The organism is Pedobacter frigiditerrae (assembly GCF_032678705.1).
Classification (GTDB): Bacteria; Bacteroidota; Bacteroidia; order Sphingobacteriales; family Sphingobacteriaceae; genus Pedobacter; species Pedobacter frigiditerrae_A.
On the sequence record NZ_JAVTSS010000001.1, the window covers coordinates 673,641 to 694,693 of the forward strand.

The 21,053-nt window shown below is 35.4% G+C and carries 14 protein-coding genes; 4 read left to right on the plus strand and 10 right to left on the minus strand.

Annotated elements, in window-relative coordinates; all coding sequences use genetic code 11:
* Positions 1–62: 62 nt before the first annotated feature.
* The 3 genes from R2Q59_RS02915 to R2Q59_RS02925 form a co-directional block, all read right to left on the minus strand.
* A complete protein-coding gene (locus tag R2Q59_RS02915) occupies positions 63–986 on the minus strand; it encodes a PorP/SprF family type IX secretion system membrane protein (RefSeq protein WP_316783527.1) in 924 nt (307 codons plus the stop codon).
* A gap of 14 nt (positions 987–1,000) precedes the next feature.
* Positions 1,001–7,030: a lamin tail domain-containing protein gene (locus R2Q59_RS02920; RefSeq protein WP_316783529.1), complete on the minus strand. Its 6,030-nt coding sequence runs from the start codon at positions 7,028–7,030 to the stop codon at positions 1,001–1,003.
* Between the two features lie 187 nt (positions 7,031–7,217).
* On the minus strand, positions 7,218–7,838 hold the full coding sequence (locus R2Q59_RS02925; protein ID WP_316783531.1) for an L-threonylcarbamoyladenylate synthase: 621 nt from the start codon (positions 7,836–7,838) through the stop codon (positions 7,218–7,220).
* 119 nt (positions 7,839–7,957) lie between these two features.
* Here R2Q59_RS02925 and R2Q59_RS02930 point away from each other — a divergent pair, with 119 nt between their 5' ends.
* Genes R2Q59_RS02930 through R2Q59_RS02940 form a run of 3 tightly spaced genes read left to right on the plus strand, consistent with a single transcriptional unit; the run spans position 7,958 to position 10,110 of the window.
* Positions 7,958–8,215, plus strand: a complete 258-nt coding sequence (locus tag R2Q59_RS02930) for a type II toxin-antitoxin system prevent-host-death family antitoxin (RefSeq protein WP_316765554.1) — start codon at positions 7,958–7,960, stop codon at positions 8,213–8,215.
* Entirely contained in the window at positions 8,208–8,462 is a 255-nt protein-coding gene (locus R2Q59_RS02935; RefSeq protein WP_316765555.1) for a Txe/YoeB family addiction module toxin, read from the plus strand. The genes R2Q59_RS02930 and R2Q59_RS02935 overlap by 8 nt, the downstream gene beginning before the upstream one ends.
* A 10-nt stretch (positions 8,463–8,472) precedes the next feature.
* On the plus strand, positions 8,473–10,110 hold the full coding sequence (locus R2Q59_RS02940) for an FMN-binding glutamate synthase family protein (RefSeq protein WP_316783534.1): 1,638 nt from the start codon (positions 8,473–8,475) through the stop codon (positions 10,108–10,110).
* Positions 10,111–10,711: 601 nt separating this feature from the next.
* Here R2Q59_RS02940 and asnS read toward each other — a convergent pair.
* Positions 10,712–12,148, minus strand: a complete 1,437-nt coding sequence (gene asnS / locus R2Q59_RS02945) for an asparagine--tRNA ligase (protein WP_316783536.1) — start codon at positions 12,146–12,148, stop codon at positions 10,712–10,714.
* Positions 12,149–12,291: 143 nt separating this feature from the next.
* Here asnS and R2Q59_RS02950 point away from each other — a divergent pair, with 143 nt between their 5' ends.
* Positions 12,292–13,638, plus strand: coding sequence for an ATP-binding protein (locus R2Q59_RS02950; RefSeq protein ID WP_316783538.1), 1,347 nt, complete (start codon positions 12,292–12,294; stop codon positions 13,636–13,638).
* Here the strand turns inward: R2Q59_RS02950 and R2Q59_RS02955 are convergent.
* The 6 genes from R2Q59_RS02955 to R2Q59_RS02980 form a co-directional block, all read right to left on the minus strand.
* Positions 13,616–14,815 carry a GAF domain-containing sensor histidine kinase gene (locus R2Q59_RS02955; RefSeq protein ID WP_316765561.1) on the minus strand — a complete coding sequence of 400 codons (1,200 nt, stop codon included), beginning with the start codon at positions 14,813–14,815 and terminating at the stop codon, positions 13,616–13,618. The genes R2Q59_RS02950 and R2Q59_RS02955 overlap by 23 nt on opposite strands.
* 694 nt (positions 14,816–15,509) lie before the next feature.
* A complete protein-coding gene (sucC, locus tag R2Q59_RS02960) occupies positions 15,510–16,703 on the minus strand; it encodes an ADP-forming succinate--CoA ligase subunit beta (protein WP_316765562.1) in 1,194 nt (397 codons plus the stop codon).
* 486 nt (positions 16,704–17,189) lie between these two features.
* On the minus strand, positions 17,190–17,960 hold the full coding sequence (locus R2Q59_RS02965; RefSeq protein ID WP_316783539.1) for a ferritin-like domain-containing protein: 771 nt from the start codon (positions 17,958–17,960) through the stop codon (positions 17,190–17,192).
* 8 nt (positions 17,961–17,968) lie between these two features.
* Positions 17,969–19,648 carry a DUF4173 domain-containing protein gene (locus tag R2Q59_RS02970; RefSeq protein ID WP_316783541.1) on the minus strand — a complete coding sequence of 560 codons (1,680 nt, stop codon included), beginning with the start codon at positions 19,646–19,648 and terminating at the stop codon, positions 17,969–17,971.
* 374 nt (positions 19,649–20,022) lie between these two features.
* Positions 20,023–20,319 (minus strand): winged helix-turn-helix domain-containing protein, encoded by a 297-nt coding sequence (locus R2Q59_RS02975; RefSeq protein ID WP_316783543.1) that lies wholly within the window; start codon positions 20,317–20,319, stop codon positions 20,023–20,025.
* Positions 20,319–20,951, minus strand: a complete 633-nt coding sequence (locus tag R2Q59_RS02980) for a hypothetical protein (RefSeq protein ID WP_316783544.1) — start codon at positions 20,949–20,951, stop codon at positions 20,319–20,321. Before R2Q59_RS02980 ends, R2Q59_RS02975 begins: the two co-directional genes overlap by 1 nt.
* Positions 20,952–21,053 lie beyond the last annotated feature (102 nt).

The following is a 21,053-nucleotide window of genomic DNA, read 5'->3' on the forward strand; positions in this document are numbered from 1 at the left end:
GTTAGATTCAAAAAAACCGCTCCATTTATGGAAGCGGCTTTGAATTTTGTCAACCTCGAAGGTTATTTCCCAAACAATGTTGCTTTTAAGCTAATTTCAAATGTACCATTAGCCGAACCTTGCAACGCAGATGTTTCAGTGGTATAATAACCCATTATAGCTAAGGATGACCGATAGTTAATGCCTGCACCAAATGATGCACTTTTCGAACTATGATACATTCCCATAATGAAAAGCTTATTGGTAAAGTTAAAGTTTGCACCAGCATCAAAAATGCTATCATAGCCTTCAATTTCCCTGAAAGCAATTTTAGGTTCAATCTCTAATGCATTGGCTCCACTTCCTGTACTGATTTTATAACTAGCTGCAGCATAAAAACGAGAACGGTCTACTACATTATCATCTTCCTGTTTAATAAAGCTTCTAATATTAGGAATGGCAGCTTCAATATTTAACTTATCGCTGGTGTAAGCTATTCCAAAATCTCCATCAAATAAAGAACCTTTATTATTAAATTGCGTAATGCTGGGGTCTGTAACATCTCCATTTACACTACTATAATCCACTTGCTCATTCATTATGCCAATAGATGCGCCGAAATTTAGTTTTTGGTTATCTCCATTTAATGGCAAGTGATAAGCATAAGTAGCTACAGCTTTTGTGCGTTGTAAAGAACCAGCTTTTTCGTTATAAAAGTTAACGCCTAAGCCAACTTTGTTCAATTTATAATCTGCTGTAATACCTTGTGTACTTGGTGCACCAGGAATATTGCTCCATTGTTTACGGTAGTTAACATTTACGTTTAAACCATCATTCAGTCCAGCATACGCTGGATTTGCTTGATATTGGTTTAAGAAATACATCGAACTTAAAGGATTAAGCTGAGCTTTTGTTTCATTTCCTGTTAAGGATAAAACTATTGTGATAAGCAAAAGTGACCAAACTGTATGGCGTAGCATTTGATATGTTTTATTGAAAATCTTCATCTGTTTAATACAATTTAGTTTCTAATAATTGTGATGTAGCCCTTAAACTGACTAATGTTTGTGCCAAAATCTAAGATGTAGTAGTAGGTGTCGGAGGCTAATGCAGTACCATTATAAGTTCCATCCCATTCGTTGGCGTAACCTTTTTTGGTATACACAATTCTACCAGATCTGTCAAAAATCTTTAAGGTATTGTTTGGATAATAATCGATGTTCTCTATCGTGAACTTATCATTCTTGCCATCACCGTTAGGGGTTAAAATGTTTAATGGTTTAATTTTATAATCTTCTTCTACCGCTATTGTAATTGATTGATTGCTTGTACAACCTGATGCATTAGTTACTGTAACTGCATACGTTGTAGTTTGTTTCGGTCTAACCGTTAAATTGGCAGTTCCTTGTCCAGTAACTATATCTGTACTTGGCGACCAACTATAACTAACACCACCAGTTGCAGAAAGCATCACAGGAGTTCCTTTAGAAATAGGAGTAGAGGTATTGCCTGAAATGTTAATCACTGGTAATGTATTTATATTTACAACTGCACTTCCTGTTTGTGCCTGTGTTGCATAAGCATCAGCTACGCTAACCAGGGTATAAGTAAAAGTACCAGCAACATTACTAGGTGCAGTTACGGTTGCCGTTGTTGAACTTGTAGTAACAGTTCTGGCAGATCCACCATTAATTGAATAAGTAAAGGTGTATGGCGCTGTACCCACTGAACCAGTAAAGGTAATTGTTGGAGATAAACTATTGATACAAACAACTGTTGTGCCTGCAATTGTTGCTACGGGTAATGGTCTAATTAAAACAGTTGCTGTTCCTGTTTGTGTCTGACTGCAATTTGCATCTGCTACGCTAACTAAGTTATAAGCAAAGCTACCTACCACGTTTGTTGGAGCAGTAACAGTTACACTATTTCCAGTGGTGGTACTTACAGTTCTGTTTGTTGCTCCATTAATATTGTAGATAAAAGTGTAAGGTGCAACACCATTTGCCCCTGTAAAAGTAATTGTAGGGGCAGTGGCATTTTGAGGTACAGCAGTTGTGCCAGCAATTGTTGCAGTTGCTAAACCATTTACCGTTAATTTGAATGTTTTGCTAGTATTGTTAACTCCTCCAAAATCAGTTCCGCCATTATCAGTTACGGTTACAGTAATATTTGCAACACCTGCAACATTGTTTTTTAAACGATAAGTTATCGCCCCAGTTGTAGTTCCTGTACTTGCAACGGTAAGTACATCAAATAAATTTGCATTGTCTGATGTAACAGATAAAGTTGTAGTTTGTGTAGTTTCTGCACCAGCCGTAATTCCTGTTAAGGCAATGGTTTGATTTGTTGGAGAATAACAAACCGTAGCATTAGCAATAGTTGCTAAAGTAGGCTCGCCGTTGCCAAACAAATACCTCGTTTTTATAGGATAATGGTCTGTTGTGGTAGAACTGTAATTGGTAACCAAACTAGTAACTCCATCCAAAACTTCGGCTGTGCCTTGTATATAGTTTGCGTTTAAGGCTTTGTTAACAATAACATTATCAATTACTGTATTGAAGCCAGCTGTAGATTGTTTTCCTGCTAATGCAAGTGGCAAAGTAATGGGGAAATAGTTTGCTGCATCATTTGTAAAATCTGAATAAGATGTTCCAGTACCAGTAGGCATTGGAGCAATGGTCTTATCAGGATTTAAAACATCATTAAAATCGCCTAAAATGATTACTTTCTTTCCTTGAAGATTGGCGTCTATCCAATTCTTTAATTGTAAGTTTCCGCCTTTTCTTCTATTGTAAGAATCAACTTGCTCAGCAGGTGTACCCGTGTTTGCCTTAGCGTGAATCTCCATAAAGTAAACATTTTCGGTCTTGCCGTTAATGGTTATATTGGCTTCCATGGCAAAAGGGAAACGACCAGATGACCAGTTTTTATAGGGTGTTCCATCTGCGCTAGTAGAAGCTACTGCTGGATTATAAGTGTCTTCCAGTACGCCAAAAGTTCTAACTGGCTTAATAATATCTGTGCGATACATAAAAGCCAACTTCTGCGCTGACGGATAGTCAACATCTAATTTATTATCGGCATAAGAACCAAATGAGCTAAAAATTACATTATATCCGGCAGGTAAAACGGTTGCTCTAAATAAGGCGGTATCTACAACTTCGGCAAGGCCATAAACATCTGCATTTATGTTATTTACAATTGTTTTTACATTGGCAGCTTGCTGGGTATCATTTGCTGGGTCTTGAGCAGGACTGCCAAACCACTCAATGTTCCAGTTTACAACTTCCAAAGTATTGGCTACATCGAAAGTATTACCAGATAAGGTTACTGTTTTATTTGCAGAACCCGCAGTAGCGATAGTTACATTTCCAGAATAACTTGTATTTACTGCTGTTGGAGAAAATTTCGCATAAACCGTAGGCGATGTATTGTTAATTGCTGCTTTGGTATAAGTTACACTCGGGCCAAAAGTGCCTCCGCTTGTGCTGGCAATGGTAAAATTAGTAGGAGCTGTTAACGTTACATCGCCAGTTAAATTACCAGCCGAGAAACCGAATGTTTTTTCTGCTGAGGTTGTTCCTGATGCTTGAAAACCGAAATTTAAGCTCGTATTAGATATAGTGATATCAACAGGAGGCGGGGTTAGGGAGTTGGTTACCGCAAAATCATCAACTGTCCAACGGCTTGCCGAAGAAGTGCTAGAGTTATATACAAAGGCTACATAAACGGGTAAAGCCTTGTATGTTGATAAATCTATGTTGCCAGATTTTGTCCAAACATCCGACCCACTTTCTGGGAATTTACCATCTATGTTTGTCCAAGTAGCTAAGCTTGGGTCGCCAGTGCCTGTATAGTTTGTACTAACTTTTAATTGTAATTTGTCTCCAGAAAATGCAGAGCGTGTCCAAAAAGAAAGTACTGCATAAGTCATATTAGATAAATTTAATGCTGGAGAAATTAACCAATCTTGATTTAAAATATTTCCGCTTGAAAAACCATTAATTTGTAAGGCATTTCCAACACTTGCTAAGCCAGCTGGGTCAGTTGAATCGTGACCAAAAGTAGTTGTACATCCCCACGTTTGAGCACCTGTTACACTATATTGATAAAAACCATCAGATAAGGCAGAGCTTCCAACAGTTGTGCAATTCTCAAAACTAAATGCAGTTTGATTTGGGTCTATGCCTGGGCCTGTTAAAGTTACATTTTGTGAAGTTGCACCTGCACTGGCGTGTAAAATTGTACCAGTTGCATTACCAGCACTTGTTGGATTAAACTTTACATAAACCGTTTGGTTGGTTGCTAAATCAACTACCGTATAGCTTAAAGAAGTAGAAAATGTGCTATTGTCTTTAGAGATAGAAAAAGGTGCACTAACCGTTACTGTTGTCGCATTTGTTAAGTTGCCAGCAGATAATACATAAGTTTTAGCAGCAGAAACAGTGTTTATAGCTTGATTACTAAAAGCTAATGTTTTTGGTGTAGTACTTAAATATGGTCCGGATAGTGATGCAGGCTCTGTACTTGTAGCGTTTTGGGGCATTGCTACTTTACTTACAAAGTTTAATGAATTGTCATCGGTATCATATCCATTTCCACTAAATTCTTCACTGCCGCCAACACCTAAACTAATTGCGTCTGATGTTGCACTTGCTTTACGCTCAACAGAAAATGTTGCAGATGGAACAGGGGCAGGACCAGTTCCTTCAAAACTATTTGCAGTTGCACCATAACCTACAAAATCTATAATCTGTGTTCCAGTAGGTAAGCTTCCTGTTTGTGCAGTAGCCACATTTGCCAATAGAACTTTACCGGCACCAGCTGCCATTGCAATTGTTCCAGTTCTATCAGCTGTTGGTAAATTAGTTGTCCCAGCAGTACCAGCGGCTTGTTGTACCAAATAGAAACTTTTAGGGGCAATAGTGCCTGTTAGGGTAGTTACTTGCCAAGAAGTACCAGTAGCACTTGCATACTGTACCGACCAACCTGTTAAATCTACAGCACTTAGTGTTGGGTTATATAGTTCTATGAAATCGTTTTTGTAAACCGAACCGCTATTGCCACCACCGCCATAAACTTCACTAATTACAACATGATTTGCTCCAGTTGGTTCTTTAACTAATGAGTTTTGAGGATTTGGAGCAGTTACTACAAAATCTGCGCTGTTTACATCTGTATCTCTTCCATTTCCGTCAAATTCTTCGGCACCGCCAACAGCTAAACTTGCAGCTGTAGATGTTGCACTTGCTTTACGTTCTACGGATGTAGTGTTAGAGATTACAGCAGTTGGCGTTCCTTCAAAACCTGTAGCTGTTGGACCGAAACCAACTTTATCTACCACTGCGGCACTAGCTGGATTAGCTCCTGTTAAAGCCACATTAGCATTGCTTAAAATTACTTTTCCGGTTGTGCCAGATAAAGCCAAAGTTCCAATTACATCTGGTGTTGGCAAGTTAACTGTGCCTCCTGTTCCTGCGGCAGACTGTATTAAATAGAAACTTTTAGCAGGAATACTTCCTGTTAAGTCTGTTTTAGCCCAAGTTCCAGTTCCTGTGGCACTAGTATATTGAACAGACCAACCTGTTAAATTTACGGCAACATTATCTGGGTTATACAATTCGATGAAATCGTTTTTGTAAGTTGCTCCAGCGTTACCACCGCCACCATAAACCTCACTTATTACAACATGCACTGGTGCAGCTGGTGGTGTTGTGCCCACACCTGTTAGTATTACAATCTTTGTACTTGAACCCGAACTTGCATTAAAAGCATTTTCGGTAAAAGTTCCAATTGCAGTTGGGCTAAAACGAACATACACAGTTTTACTAGTTGCCAACTCGGCGATAGTATAATTAATAGAAGTACTAAATGTAATATTATCTTTAGAAATTGCAAATGGAGCACTTGTGCTTACAGTTACGTTATTTGTTAAATTGGAAGCAGATAAGTTATAGGTTTGTACAGTAGAAGTTGTACCTGTAGCTTGATTTCCAAAATTTAATGTTCCTTGATCTACAGTAATAACCCCAGTTTGGCCAACGCCTAAGAGAGAAACTGTTGGGGAAACGGCAGCACCGCCACCAGATATATTTATAACTTCATTAAATGTTCCCGTTGCCGTAGGTGTAAATTTAGCATAAACAGTATTACTTCCTGTTAGTTCTGCATTGCTGTAGTTTAAAGAGGTGCTAAAAGTACCACCAGAAGTTTTAGAAATACTAAAAGGTGCAGTTGTAGTTAGGTTTACGGCTGTTCCATTAAGATTAGCAGAATTTAAAACAAAGCTGTTTTCTGCTGATGATGTATTTACTTGTTGTGTGTTAAAATCTAAAGAGGTAGGAGTTGTTGATAAAGTTGGCACTACCGTTGCCCCAGAGGTAAAGGTTAGGTTAAAATTATCAATACCTGTTGTTGGTCTGTTTCCAGAACCAGTTGATGTTGATAATGCTACAATTCTAATCCATACTGGTCCTGCGTTATTGTCTAATGCTGTTCCAAAATCTACGTTTATGGTGTTATTAGTAAATAACGAACCGCCTGTTGTTAAGGTTCCAGTTGCTGTTGCAGTTGTAAATGTTGTTGGTGTAGCACCAAATCCGTAATCAACCGACCAAGTTACTACTCGTGGCGAGCTCACATCTAATGATTGTAGGTCGAAGCTAAGTTTCAATGCTGATTTTAGAGTTGTATTAGCTAGCTGGAATACAAAAGCTCCGTTTGGGTCGCCAATTGAACCAGTTTGTCTTAAGCCTAAAGCTCTATCTGTTGCTGCAGCTTGGGTTGCTGTTGTAGCTGCAGAACCTGCTGTTGCAGACGCAAAATTCTTAAATGCACCTGTAGTGTTGTTCCAAGCAGTTGCAGCCGTTGTTAAAATTGCTGCTGTACCTAAGTTGCTCGAACTTGCTCCAGTTCTTACTGTAAAACCATTTGGTAATGCTGTGCCTAATCCACTAAATTCTTCCTTATAAGGTGAAGTGGTTAACGTTACTTGAGCAAATAGTTGAATAGAAAAAAGTAAGAATGAGGTAAAGAGTAGAAGTTTTCTCATATAAATTTGTTTATGCACAAATGTATATGATAATGGCTGTTTTAAATATTAACTTGTTGTTAATTATTGTCTTTGTGGAAAAATAAAATTAACTCTTAGTGTTTTTAGGCTTAAACCTAGTTTTCGAAACAAATTGTGAAGATTTTACGACTTAATGTTAGTAATAATTGATTTTATTAAAGTCTTTTTATAAATAATCTTCAATATTTCCCTTGCCTTCTCTTATTACTTCAAAATCTCCAGAAGTACAATCCACAACTGTTGATGGTTCATTATCGCCATATCCTCCATCAATAACTATGTCCACTAATTCTTGATATTTCTCTTCAATTAATTCTGGATCTGTAGAATATTCAATCAATTCATCATCATCTTTAATAGAAGTAGATAAAATAGGGTTACCCAAAGCTTCAACTATTGCCCTCGCAATGTCGTTATCCGGTACACGTATACCAACCGTTTTTTTGTTAGAACTTAATAATTTAGGTACATTATTATTCGCATTAAAAATGAAAGTGAATGGTCCTGGTAGCGCCTTTTTTAATACCCTAAAAACAGTAGTGTCTATCGGTTTAATGAAATCTGAAATATGCCTTAAATCAGAGCAAATGAATGAAAAATTTGCTTTCTCGGGTTTTATTCCACGAATACGGCAGATTTTTTCAATCGCTTTCTGATTGGTGATATCACAACCTAATCCGTAAACGGTATCTGTTGGGTAAATAATTAAGCCTCCTTTTTTTAAGACTTCAACTACTTGCTCAATGGCTTTTTCATTCGGATTCTCGGGATATATCTTAATTAACATACCCAAAAATAACAATATTAAATTGCCTTTGTTTAATATGAAAGGAGATTTAAGTCATTTGTACAAATTGTTGTACAAATGAATGCGTTTGTTTAAATTTGATTGTTAATTTTAAAGCAATGGAAATCACAAATTATAGTTCATTTAGACAAAGTCTTAAATCTTATTTGGATAAGGTGTTTGCTAACCACAGCCCGCTTTTTGTAACAAGGGCAAATGGTGAAGATGTTGTTGTGATGTCTAAAGCCGATTATGACAGTATGCAAGAAACTTTCTATTTGCTTAAGAGTCCTAAAAATGCCCTTAGATTAGAGGAAGGCTTAGAAGATTACAATAAAGGTTTAGCTAAAAAAAGAGACTTGATAGATAATGGATAAATTGTTTCTTGAGGTAGCGTGGGAAGATTATTTATATTTTCTTAATACAGATAAAATTATCCATAAGAAAATAAATGCTTTGTTAAAAGAAATCGAACGCACTCCTTTTGAAGGAACTGGTAAGCCTGAACCCTTAAAACATCAGTATTCCGGATGGTGGTCTAGAAGGATCAATTTAGAACATCGTTTGATTTATAAAATCGAAAATTCATCAATTATAATACTTCAATGTAGGTATCACACATAAGTTTAAATTTATGAGAAAAGCATTTGTTGCCATTGCCGCGTTTTTAGTTGCCTTAACAATTATGTTAGGTTTATATCATCCCTTTTTATGGTGGTCGTTTATTTTTACGGGACCTTTCGTTTTACTTGGTCTGTATGATTTATATCAGCCTAAACATAGCATTGTAAGAAATTACCCAGTTTTTGGCCGACTTCGTTATTTTATGGAAGAGTTGAGGCCAAAGGTTTATCAGTACTTTGTAGAGAGCGATACCAATGGGAAGCCATTTAGTAGATTAAACAGGTCGTTAATATATCAGCGTGCTAAAAAAGATAACGATACCATTCCGTTTGGTACGCAGCTAGATGTTTATGAAAATGGTTACGAATGGTTAAGCCATAGCATTGCAGCAATTAGTCACCACGAATTAGATGTTAACCCAAGGGTAATGGTTGGTGGTCCAGATTGCAAGCAACCTTATTCTGCCAGTATTTATAACATTTCGGCAATGAGTTTTGGTTCATTGAGCAAGAATGCCATCCTAGCTTTAAATGGTGGTGCAAAAATGGGTGGTTTTGCACATAATACAGGCGAAGGCGGTATAAGCGATTATCACGCAGGACCTGGGGGCGATCTAATTTGGCAAATAGGTACTGGATATTTTGGTTGCAGAAATCAAGATGGCACATTTAATCCTGATGCCTTTGCAGAAAGGTCCAAGGTAGAGAATGTAAAAATGATTGAGATTAAATTATCTCAAGGTGCAAAACCTGGTCACGGTGGTATGTTGCCAGCTAAAAAAGTAACACCAGAAGTTGCAAGGATACGTCTAGTAAAAGAAGGATTCGATGTGAATTCACCTCCTGCACATTCAGCTTTTTCTACGCCATTAGAAATGATGGCTTTTGTAAAACAACTTAGAGAATTGTCTGGCGGCAAACCTGTTGGATTTAAACTTTGTATTGGCAGAAGAACTGAGTTTTTTGCCATCTGCAAAGCTATGGTAGAAACTGGAATTTACGTTGATTTTATCACTGTTGATGGGGGAGAAGGTGGTACTGGTGCTGCGCCACAAGAATTTTCTAATGCTGTAGGTATGCCATTGAGAGAAGGTGTTGCTTTTGTTTATGATATTTTAAGTGGTTTCGACTTAAAAAAGCACATTAAAATTATCGCTTCAGGTAAAATTTCATCAGGATTCGATTTAGTTAAAAACATTGCTCTTGGTGCCGATTTGTGTAATTCTGCCCGCGGAATGATGTTTGCCTTAGGTTGCATCCAAGCTTTAGAATGTAATAGCAATACTTGCCCAACTGGTGTGGCAACACAAGATGAAAGCTTAATGAAAGGTTTAGTAGTGGAAGATAAAACTGTTCGTGTATTTAATTTCCATAGATTAACGGTACAAAGTGCAGTAGAATTATTAGGTGCTGCGGGTTTGCGTCACCCTTATCAATTAACTAGGGCTTATATTAATCGTAGGATCGGACAAAATGTAATGCAATCTTATATGGAAACCTTCCCTTATATTCCAGAGGGTAGTTTGGTTCAAACGCCTTATCCTTCGCAGCACGAATTGGGAATGGCGCTAAGTACTTCGGCTAGTTTTGCCCCAACAGATTACAAAGTTTCAGCAATCGATTATCAAACAGCAAGTTCTAATAATTAGCAGCTTTGACAAAGTTCTAGACGTGTTGTAATTACTTTGTCAAAGCTTATTATATGTCATCCTCGAGCGCTACAGCCTGTACTGAGCTTGTCGAAGTATCGAAGGACATAGCAACATTTTTAGAAAAGCCAATAACTACAATTATTAAAGTTAGTCCCGCTATCCGTTACAATCTTTTTAATTGTCCTTCGACAAGCTCAGGATGACAATTAAAAAATATGTTCACTGCTATCGGGTTTAAAATGCAAGGACTGTGCTACTATTTAGGTTTGCTCCTAGCAGATGCCAAGAACTACTAACTTTGTTAATTAAACCTGATTGGAACGAACACGTAGGGGTAACCCTTGCGGTTACCCGAAGTAAAGTGGAAAGCAGGGCTACATTTGCGATAGAATGCTGACTTTCGTTTCAAAAGCCTTGACAAAAATCCCATCACACTAGCAGATTTTCTGCCTGAGGTAGGCAGGCTTCGCCCTGTGAAAAACAGAGGCTCGCATTGACACACCTTATTTAAAAAAAAGTCGCTTAACATTTCTGCTAAGCGACTTTTTTATATAACTATATCTTCCCGACTTTCGGACTTTCAGTCTTTCCCACTCTCCTAAAACTCAGCGCTTTTTGGAAATCTTGGGAAAGCAATTACGTCTCTAATGTTAGTCATTCCGGTTACGAAGAGAACTAAACGTTCAAAACCTAAACCAAATCCAGCATGAGGGGCAGAGCCAAATCTGCGTGTATCTAAATACCACCAAAGTTCTTCTTGCGGAATGTGCATTTCTTCCATTCGTTTAGTCAACATATCCATGCGTTCTTCACGTTGCGAACCACCAATCATTTCGCCAATACCTGGGAATAGGATATCCATTGCGGCAACCGTCTTTCCATCATCATTCATTCTCATGTAAAACGATTTGATGTCTTTAGGGTAGTCAGTTAAAATAACTGGTTTTTTGAAGTGTTTCTCTACTAAATAACGTTCGTGTTCAGATTGTAAATCAGCTCCCCACTCATCAATTAAGTATTTAAACTGCTTTTTCTGATTAGGTTTAGAGTGTTTTAAAATCTGAATGGCTTCAGTATAAGTTAAACGCTCAAATTCATTTGCTAAACAAAAATCAAGTTTTTCAATCAATGACAGCTCACTTCTTTCTTGCTGCGGTTTGGTTTTTTCTTCTTCTAATAAACGGTCATTTAAAAAAGCAATTTCGTCTTTGCAGTTTTCTAAAGCATAACCGATTACATATTTCATCATATCTTCCGCCAATTGCATATTGTTTTCTAAATCTGCAAATGCAACTTCAGGCTCAATCATCCAAAACTCAGCCAAGTGGCGAGTTGTATTAGAATTCTCAGCCCTAAAAGTTGGTCCGAAAGTGTAAATCTGTCCAAAAGCCATAGCGGCTAATTCGCCTTCTAACTGACCAGAAACAGTTAAATTGGTTGCTTTTCCGAAAAAGTCTTCAGAGAAGTCTACTTTTCCATCATCAGTACGAGGAGTTTTGTCGAAGTCTAAAGTAGTTACCTTAAACATTTCTCCTGCGCCTTCTGCATCACTAGCGGTAATCACAGGCGTGTGCATATATACAAAACCACGTTCGTTGTAAAACTGGTGTATGGCAAATGCCAGAGCGTGACGAACCTTGAAAACAGCATTAAAAGTATTGGTGCGGAAACGCAAATGCGCTTTCTCTCTTAAAAATTCTAGGCTGTGCTTTTTAGGTTGTAAAGGATATTCATCAGCATTGCTATCGCCCAAAATTTCGATAGATTTTGCTTTAACATCAACTTTTTGACCTTTACCTAAAGATTCAACTAAAGTTCCTTCAACAGAAATGGCAGCACCAGTTGTAATTCTTTTTAATAATTCCTCAGGTGTATTGGTAAAATCAACAACTATTTGAATATTACCCATGCATGAACCATCATTCAATGCTATAAATTGGTTGTTGCGGAAAGTTCTAACCCAACCCATTACTTTAACTTCTGTATCAAATGCTGTAGAATTCAGCAAGTCTTTAATTTTTTCTCTCTTTATCATTACGCTATGCTCTATAAGGGCGTCAAAAATAAGGATTTAAACCTAAAATTCCTTATTTGTTTAAGCTAAGTTTTCTAAAGTTGCTATTTTCTTTATAGTTTAATATCGTTAAGTTTGTTTATCCCAAATCCTTATTTTTAATCGTGTTATCGCTCCAAAATTTCTTAAAAAGTAAAAACCTTATAGGTCATCCCAAATCATTTTCTTTAGAAGAACGGATATTTAATACTTTTTGCATCATTGCATTTGTAACGATGTGTTTCGAGGTGCCATTTAACTTCTATATTGGGTTAATGGTTCCCGCTGCACTTTGTCTTTTCGGAGTATTTGCATCGGCGACAATGTTTTATTTTTCTCGTTTTAGGAGAAAGTCAAGTCTATGTATTAAGGCGTTTGCCATTATTTGTAATCTAACATTCACTATAAATTATTTTTTTAATTCTGGTATTTTTGGTCCAAACCTACTGCTGTTTTCTTTAGCTTTTTTATTGGTTATTGCTATCATTCCAAAAAAGGAGTTTAAGATATGGGTGCCAATTAATATTATTTTAGTCTTATCTATTTTAATAGTAGAATATTTTAATCCTAGTTTAATAGAATATACTTATAATGATGGATTAAGTAAGGTTATAGATTTTGCCATTACTTATTTAGTAGTTGTTATTATAACTTATTTTTCAATTAGTTATATCAGAAAAAATTACAACTATGAGCGCTCATCTGTTCTAGATAAAAGTGAAGCCATTGCAGAACAAAGTTTAAGGATTTTAGCACAAAAACAAGAATTAGAATTACTCAATTCTCAAAAGGATAAGCTCTTTTCTATTGTTACCCATGATATAAGGATGCCGCTTAATTCTATTCAGAGTTATTTAGAATTGCTCACAGAAGTAGACTTGGAGGCAGATGAGCGACAGATGCTCAAAAAGAAATTGCTTCAAATTACAAAAGATACATCGGATATGTTAACAAATGTGCTTTCTTGGTCTAAGACCCAAATGGAAGGCACAAATACTGATTTAAAGCCCTTAAATGTTTTAGATTCATTAATTAATGGGCTAAACGTTGAAAAAACTATTGCAGAAAAAAAAGGAGTTGCACTTTCCATCAATTCTGATGAAGATATAATAATCACTGCAGACCACAATATGTTTCAGTTGGTTGTTAGAAATTTAGTTAACAATGCAATTAAGTTTACTCCAAAAGGCGGAGAAGTTAAAATTTCGGTTGTTAAAAGAATTGGTAATTGTTTAATTACCATTCAAGACAATGGTTTAGGTATAGATGAGGCTCAGCAAACTAACTTATTCAAGTTAAAAGCTTCTTCTACCTTCGGAACCAATAACGAAAGAGGCATTGGATTAGGCTTGTTACTTTGCAAAGAGTTTACGGATTTGCAGAATGGAGAAATATGGTTCGAGAGTACGGCACAGAAGGGCTCTGCTTTCTTCTTGTCTTTTGAGCTAGTTAGTGTACCGGCAGTGCAATAAAAAAAGAAGCACCTTTATCTTTTCCATCGCTTTCTGCCCAAACTTTTCCATGGTGTAGCTCCACTAGCATTTTAACAATTGATAAGCCTAGGCCATTAGAATGTTCTTTTCCTGTTGGTATGGCGCTTAACCTGGCAAATTTTGTAAATAGTTTATTCTTATCTTCTTCTAATAATCCTTGCCCTTGGTCTTTAAATTCAACAATGATTTGATTGTCTATTGTGCTTACATTAATAAAAATGGTAGTATTTGGATAAGCATATTTTAAGGCGTTGCTTAATAAATTTTCGAAAGCTTCTTGTAGTCTTATTTCGTCTGCTAAAATTACAGTAGAGCAATTACAAGATATTTCTATATTTTGTTCTTTTTGAGAAGCGATTAATTCAAAATTCTTTTTAACTGTTTCTAATATTTGGGAAACATCTATTTCTTGAGAATTTAACCTGAAACTTGCATTTTCACTTTGTGATAAATCTAATAAGTTATTTAAACTACTTAAAACACTAGTTGCTGCCCTTTTAATCCTGTCTGCAAAATCAGCAACAATTTTCGGGTCATCTGCCTTTTTCTTAATTAACTCAGCGGAAAGTGATATGGTGGTGTTTGGATTTTTAAGATCATGAACAATTCTGTTCATCATATCTGTTTGAGTTCTTATTGCCTTTCTTGTGGCAAGCCTTAGCTCAAGCTCGTCCATTGCTATAGAAGATAGTGTTTCTAACATCTCTAGTTGTTGTGCTGTTACTTCCTTAGGTTCTACGTCTAGTACGCACACAGTGCCTAAATGAAGCCCTTCTGGGGTTTTTAAAGGTGCGCCAGCATAAAACCTAACGCCATTTTCCATTAGCACAAAAGGATTGTCTGCCAGTTCAGGTACATCAAGCATATTCTCAAACAAAGTTACATCGCTATTCAGTATAGCAATAGAGCAAAAACTGTCTTTCCTGTTTATTTGTGTTGCCTGTAATGGGCTTATATTGGTTTTAAAGAATACTCGTTCTTCGTCTACGAAAGTTACTTGTGCGATGGGTGTGTTAAAAATTTGGGCAGCTAGTATGGCTATCTTATCAAATGTATCTTCTTCAGGGGTATCTAATATATCGTAGGAGTGTAGCTTATTAATTCGCTGTGCATCATTGTCTGGAATTAATGAATTAGGAATCTGAGAATTGTTCATCAATAGAATTTGTTTGAGGTATCAAATATAACTTAATAGAATGAACTTTTGGTTGAAGTTAAATTTTGTGATATTTTCTGTTTTAATAAAATATTTAGGTGTTTTTCAAATTTTTTATATAAAAAATCGTAAAAATTACTTTTTAAAATCATAAAATGTTAAAATAACCATTTAAAATTAATAGATATTTAAGTTTATATCTATTTTGTATATTTTTTTAAGTCATTTTTAACGTAAAAATGATTGATTTATAGAATTTTAGACTAATTATTTTATTTTTTATCAAAAAAATTAAAATATTTTTCTTTTTAATCGGTTTTTTGTGAAAAAAATCTCTATATTTGTTGTGTTCATACAAAAAAGTACATTTATATTTGGTTTGATTAAAGCTCTGGTTGGATGGCCAGAGCTTTTTCATTTAAGCTAAACCAAGTTAAAAACTCTCTAAATAGGAGTGAACAGAATTATAGATAGAACTAAACAACCAACCAAACTATAGAAGACCAGCTCGTTAACACGACTGGTCTTTGTTATTTACTACATTTTTATTTTTTGAAACATTAAGAAGTTAAGAGAGGCGGCGTTCTTTATTTAACTTAATTTCTTAATCGTAATTTTTAAACCAAAAAAAAACCAGCTCGTTTTACGGCTGGTCTTTTAAATTATATCTTTCCGACTTGCGGAAGTAAGCTTTCTAACTAGCTAATACTTGAGTAACTAAGTCAGCAGCTTCTTTTAATTGAATTGCAGAGAAAACTTTCAAGCCAGAATCGTCAATTAGTTTTTTAGCTTCTGCAGCGTTAGTTCCTTGCAAACGACAAATAATAGGAACTGGAACATTTCCAATTTCTTTATAAGCATCAATAACACCTTGCGCAACTCTATCACAACGAACAATACCACCAAAAATATTAATGAAGATTGCTTTTACGTTAGGGTCTTTTAAGATGATGTTAAAACCAGCTTTAACTGTAGTTGCATTTGCAGTTCCACCAACGTCTAAGAAGTTAGCAGGCTCACCACCAGCAATTTTAATAATATCCATTGTAGCCATTGCTAAACCAGCTCCATTAACCATACAGCCAACGTTACCATCTAATTTAACATAGTTCAAGTTGCTTTCGCTAGCTTCTACATCAGTTGGGTCTTCTTCCAATTTATCACGCATTGCTGCATAATCTGGGTGACGGAATAAAGCGTTCTCATCTAAATCAACCTTAGCATCAACAGCTATAATTTTATCATCGCTTGTTTTTAAAACCGGATTGATCTCAAACATAGCTGAATCTGTAGCGTCATAAGCTTTATAAAGCGCAGCAACAAATTTTACCATTTCTTTATGAGCGGCTCCAGTTAAACCTAAGTTAAAAGCAATTTTACGAGCTTGGAAACCTTGTAAACCAACTTTAGGGTCAATTTCTTCTTTGAAAATCAAGTGAGGAGTATGTTCTGCAACTTCTTCAATGTCCATACCACCTTCAGTACTGTACATAATAATATTTGTTCCGTTAGCACGGTTCAATAAAACAGAAACGTAAAATTCCTTAGTTTCAGAAGCACCTGGATAATAAACATCCTGAGCAACTAAAATTTTGTTAACTTTTTTACCTTCAGGACCAGTTTGTGGCGTAACCAATTGCATACCTAAAATATCAGTAGCTCTTTGTTTAACCTCATCCAAGTTTTTAGCTAGCTTAACGCCTCCGCCTTTTCCTCTACCACCTGCATGAATTTGTGCTTTAATCACAACCCAGTCAGAGTTATAGTCAGTTTTCATTTTTTTAGCCGCTTCTACAGCTTGCTCAACAGTATCAGCAACTATACCTTCTTGTACAGCAACGCCAAAACTCTTTAAAATTTGTTTACCTTGGTATTCGTGGATATTCATCTGTTTGTAGTTATGTTTTTATCTGTCAGATGGAGCCTAAGCCATTAAAATAGATATTTTATTGGCAGCGGGTTCATTTGCTCAAAAATTTGCTCAAATCTACAATTTCAAAACCTTTATACAAAGCCTAAATTCATTAAAAATGAAAGTATTTAGCATATTAGTTAAACACACAAAATTTCTTGATAAAATATGCTTCCATTTATTAGAAAAGCAGGGACAGCATTCTTTTTAAAGACAGCCCCGTCTTTCGCTTTACTTGCCTCGTTCCTCAGCTTCTTGTCCGCTACAACCGGGTTTAGAAAGCAGATTCTGTGTAAGTAATGCAGGTTTACTGCCCTGCAACCCTAAATAGTAGCAAAAGCTTTGGTTAAATAAACGGGATAGTAGTGGAAATACTTTTTGTCATCCTGAGCGTAGTCGAAGGACAAAAAGATTGAAACGAAGAGCCCGACTGAAGCTAATCGTTTCATTGTCTTTGCTTTTCTAATGATTAATTAACGCCTTTTTATCAGCGGTAATTTGATAGTGTTTAGAATGTGATTTGTCAGGTTTCAACTTTTTAATTGTTTTTTGAAACTTTAACTTCATCTTTCTCCAATAATTATTGAAGTCAAGATGTCCAGCTTTAAACAGTCTTCTGTGAGCAAACCAAACAACCAAAATGGTCGAATAGTAAAAAGCAGTATAAAAATGATAAGTGAAGAACCTCATCAGTGCGCTTTTATCGTTATAAAGCAAGCTTAACCTTTCTGTTTGAAAAGTAATATGCGCTGCTTCATCTATAAGGATGTCCTTGCAAATTTGCTTCAATAATTTACAACCTGTAGCATCTTTTAGACATTGATAAAATAGTTGAGCAGCACTTTCTACTGTTATCACAGCAATAGTCCAGAACTCCATGTGGGTGTTTAGACCTCTAGCTCTTCTAAATAAGCTATCTCCCCAGTCTTTTTTTATCCGTTTTTCGCCAATTAAATCAATATATCTTCCTAGGTTATTTCCGTGTTTTTGCTCTTCCTTTATGAATAACTTAATCGCGGCGGTGTAATCTGGGTCGTTAAGTTTTTTTGCATGTTTGTTAGCAGCGTTTACTAAATTGACTCCTTCAGAAGTTTCACCCAATTGCCACGCTTGCAAAGATTGCAGAATTGAATGTCTTTCTGTTGATGTTAAAGTCGGTTTGATGCTCCAATCAATTCTTTTGTTTTTGAGATTTAGGGCAAAATAATTTACCCAGTATATCGAACTGTGCATAATGAAGGTTAATTAGGGTTGTTGTAGCTTACTTGTGAACTTTTTGTACAGTATTCCCTTGTTTGCCAATCCCTGTAATTCCAAGAGAGCCAAGAAGTTTTTAGGTATTGTTTATTGAATTGTTCAATTCTTTCGTCGAGGTCATCATCAAAAGCCTTCATTTGCCTTATTTTGTTTTCCAAATTTAGCTTTGCGGTATCTATAGGCGTTTTTACTTGAGCTATCGCAGTTGTATCTGTATCTACTTCTGTGTAAACGTATCTATTTGCATAGCTAGATTTTGAGACATATTTTTTTAGCAATTCTCTGTTTTTATCTAATAATGGCAAAGTTTTATCAGACATATCCAACAAATGGTCTAAATCTAAGGCGATGTTATTCCGATTGTTGATATTGTAATTAACTATAAAAACATCCCAGTTTACAAAACCTGCAACCAACAATAAACAATACCAAACAAAACCATTTGTTTTAAAAAGAAAAAACAATGTTTTTTGCTGAGCAACTTTAATATAAACTGTGATTAAGCCAATGGTGCAAAGAATTAGGAAAACTAAAACACCAATCCTTTTATAAGTTAAACCATGCATAGCTACATAGTTGTAATCTCTTAATAATACAGATGAGACTAAAAATGCATTTTGAAAAATCCAGACATAAGCTAATATCCTTATGGTTTTATTTCTGCTAAAAAAGTTAAGGTTTCCGCTGAAAAAATAGATAATAACAAGCATTGCCAATACTATGCTCATGATTAAAGCATTGGTTCCTTCGTGTAACTCTGCAGAGTAATTCACTGTTTGTATACTTGAGGCATTGCCTAGCCAGAGTGTAGAAACATCAATAATATTTAGAGATAAGATTAAAAGATTTAAGGCTGCAAAAGAAATAATCCCTATGATGTTTTCGGTTTTAAGCGCCATGTTTTTCTTCATCAATTTGCCAGCAAATATTGCCGTTAACTCATAGCCGAAAGAGAATTTTTTAGCGTTTCTCTTCTTGCGAATCATTTTCTCTTCTAAGGTTAATTCAGCTTTTTCTAAGCCATCATCTTTAAACTTGATGATGATTCCTGCAGTGAACAAAATGCCTAGAACGATATGCATGAATCTTAATACACTTAAGTCGCCGAAAATGAAAGTAAAGATGCTGCTTATAAAATTGCCAATGTTAGTAGAAATGAGCTCTAGATATTTAGCAAAAACAGGATTTGCAATACTATATAATATGCTAAAGAATATAAGTACAATAATTGGAATGATGATGTACTTGATGGGTCTTAAAATTGGTTTCAAGGAAAAGCTGCCAACTTTTACACTTATTAATTTTTTAACCAAATTAATTGGACCAGTAAATAACTGTAAGAATGCAGCAAGCAAAGCGGTGAAAATACTTCTCAACTGCTGCATGTGTACAAAGCCAATAAATATGCATAAGCTGAAATAATAAGAAATTATGGTTAAGTCTGATTGATTATAAACCACTAGCAATGCTGCCAATAGATGTGAGCCAGCAGCAAAAAACATTATCTTGCTTTTTGGTGTTGCTTTGTCGACAAATAAAACAATAAAGATAAATAAGGAGTAGAGTAGGAGGTTCAAAGCTAAACGCTCCATCCAAAATAGGAAGTTGAAAAGTAAACCACCGCCAAATACGGCAATGAGTTGTAAGTCGAATTGTTTTTTCATTTTTTAAGTTGATTGATTAAAAATTAAGGGAAAGAATGATCCAGAAATAGAGGAAAGCAATAGGGATATTTACTAGTAATAACCCAATAGATTTAAATGCTTGTAATCGATTTTCTGAATTGGAATTGAGTGTGAAGAGTAGTATCAACAATACTATTAGATTTATAACGGTTGCTGCGCAGGTATATATGAGGCCATAAAATGCAATCATTCCATATCTTGTGATGCAAAAAGACAAGAAAAATATTGTGCCGATAATGAGCGAATATTTAAAGCAAAATATTGCTAATTTAATAATTGAATTGTTTTCTTGATTTTCCATTTATATATTTTAAAAAGCACTTTGAAATTCAAAGTATAAGATTAAAAAAAAATTAAATTCCTTTTATCATTTTTTCTAAAGCATCTAGATGTGCTTTAAAAGCTTGTTTGCCAAGTTCTGTAATTAAATAAGTAGTGTTAGTTTTGCGACCAATAAAAGCCTTTTGAACTTTAATATATTCTGCTTGTTCTAAAGTATTTAAATGGGAGGCAAGGTTGCCATCAGTTAGTTCTAACATTTGTTTTAATTCGTTAAAACTTACAGCATCGTTCACAACTAAGATTGACATCACGCCAAGCCTTATTCTGCTATCAAATATTTTATTAAGTGCACCGATTGGATTTACCATTACTTTTTCCTTTCGTATTTAAAATACATGATAAAGCCATAGATAATATGCAAAATACCAAATCCAAAAGCCCAAAAGTAAAGTCCGTAACCAATGTTAAACAAAGCAATTATGCCCAGCATAACCTCGCAAATACCTAAAAAACGAATATCAGTATAGGTATATTTACTTGCGTTGATTAAAGCTAAGCCATAAAAAACTAAACAAGTGGGCGCCACTAATGCAGCACCTCCAGTAGTGTTAAATAATAAGGCAAGTATGAAAAATGCACCTGCAATTAGAGGAATTGCTAAATTAACTAATAGAGCTCTTGAAGTTTTGTCCCAAAATGGAAGATTGTTTTTCTTGGTCTGGCGAAGGGTAAACAGAAAGCCACCTGCTAAAGCAACAAATAAAACACCGATGGCAATTTTTATCAGATTAGCTTCAATGTCAGCTTCTCCATCTGCACCAAAACCATAAGTGCCATCAGCATATTTTTTTAATTCTAAATGTGCAAAATAAGCGCCAACTAAGCCAGTTATTCCAGCAAAAACACCAGATAACCCACTTAAAGAAATAAATCTAGAAGAGCGGTCCATCATTTTTCTAATGTCGCTCAATGCATTCAATTGTTCTTCTTGATTATTCATATTAAAGCACTTTGTGCTTCAAAGTTATGGAAGAAATTAATATATCCAAATGTTTTTAGAAATATTAAGTCAATAGTTGATGGTTCATTGACTATGGACTAT

What these genes read in the sequence shown, in the direction of transcription:
- R2Q59_RS02955 (WP_316765561.1), bottom strand. Translation starts at nt 14,815, where the DNA reads ATGAACAATTCTCAGATTCCTAATTCATTAATTCCAGACAATGATGCA.
- R2Q59_RS02930 (WP_316765554.1), top strand. Translation starts at nt 7,958, where the DNA reads ATGGAAATCACAAATTATAGTTCATTTAGACAAAGTCTTAAATCTTAT.
- R2Q59_RS02970 (WP_316783541.1), bottom strand. Translation starts at nt 19,648, where the DNA reads ATGAAAAAACAATTCGACTTACAACTCATTGCCGTATTTGGCGGTGGT.
- R2Q59_RS02920 (WP_316783529.1), bottom strand. Translation starts at nt 7,030, where the DNA reads ATGAGAAAACTTCTACTCTTTACCTCATTCTTACTTTTTTCTATTCAA.
- sucC (WP_316765562.1), bottom strand. Translation starts at nt 16,703, where the DNA reads ATGAATATCCACGAATACCAAGGTAAACAAATTTTAAAGAGTTTTGGC.
- R2Q59_RS02975 (WP_316783543.1), bottom strand. Translation starts at nt 20,319, where the DNA reads ATGGTAAATCCAATCGGTGCACTTAATAAAATATTTGATAGCAGAATA.
- R2Q59_RS02925 (WP_316783531.1), bottom strand. Translation starts at nt 7,838, where the DNA reads ATGTTAATTAAGATATATCCCGAGAATCCGAATGAAAAAGCCATTGAG.
- R2Q59_RS02915 (WP_316783527.1), bottom strand. Translation starts at nt 986, where the DNA reads ATGAAGATTTTCAATAAAACATATCAAATGCTACGCCATACAGTTTGG.
- R2Q59_RS02940 (WP_316783534.1), top strand. Translation starts at nt 8,473, where the DNA reads ATGAGAAAAGCATTTGTTGCCATTGCCGCGTTTTTAGTTGCCTTAACA.
- asnS (WP_316783536.1), bottom strand. Translation starts at nt 12,148, where the DNA reads ATGATAAAGAGAGAAAAAATTAAAGACTTGCTGAATTCTACAGCATTT.
- R2Q59_RS02935 (WP_316765555.1), top strand. Translation starts at nt 8,208, where the DNA reads ATGGATAAATTGTTTCTTGAGGTAGCGTGGGAAGATTATTTATATTTT.
- R2Q59_RS02965 (WP_316783539.1), bottom strand. Translation starts at nt 17,960, where the DNA reads ATGCACAGTTCGATATACTGGGTAAATTATTTTGCCCTAAATCTCAAA.
- R2Q59_RS02980 (WP_316783544.1), bottom strand. Translation starts at nt 20,951, where the DNA reads ATGAATAATCAAGAAGAACAATTGAATGCATTGAGCGACATTAGAAAA.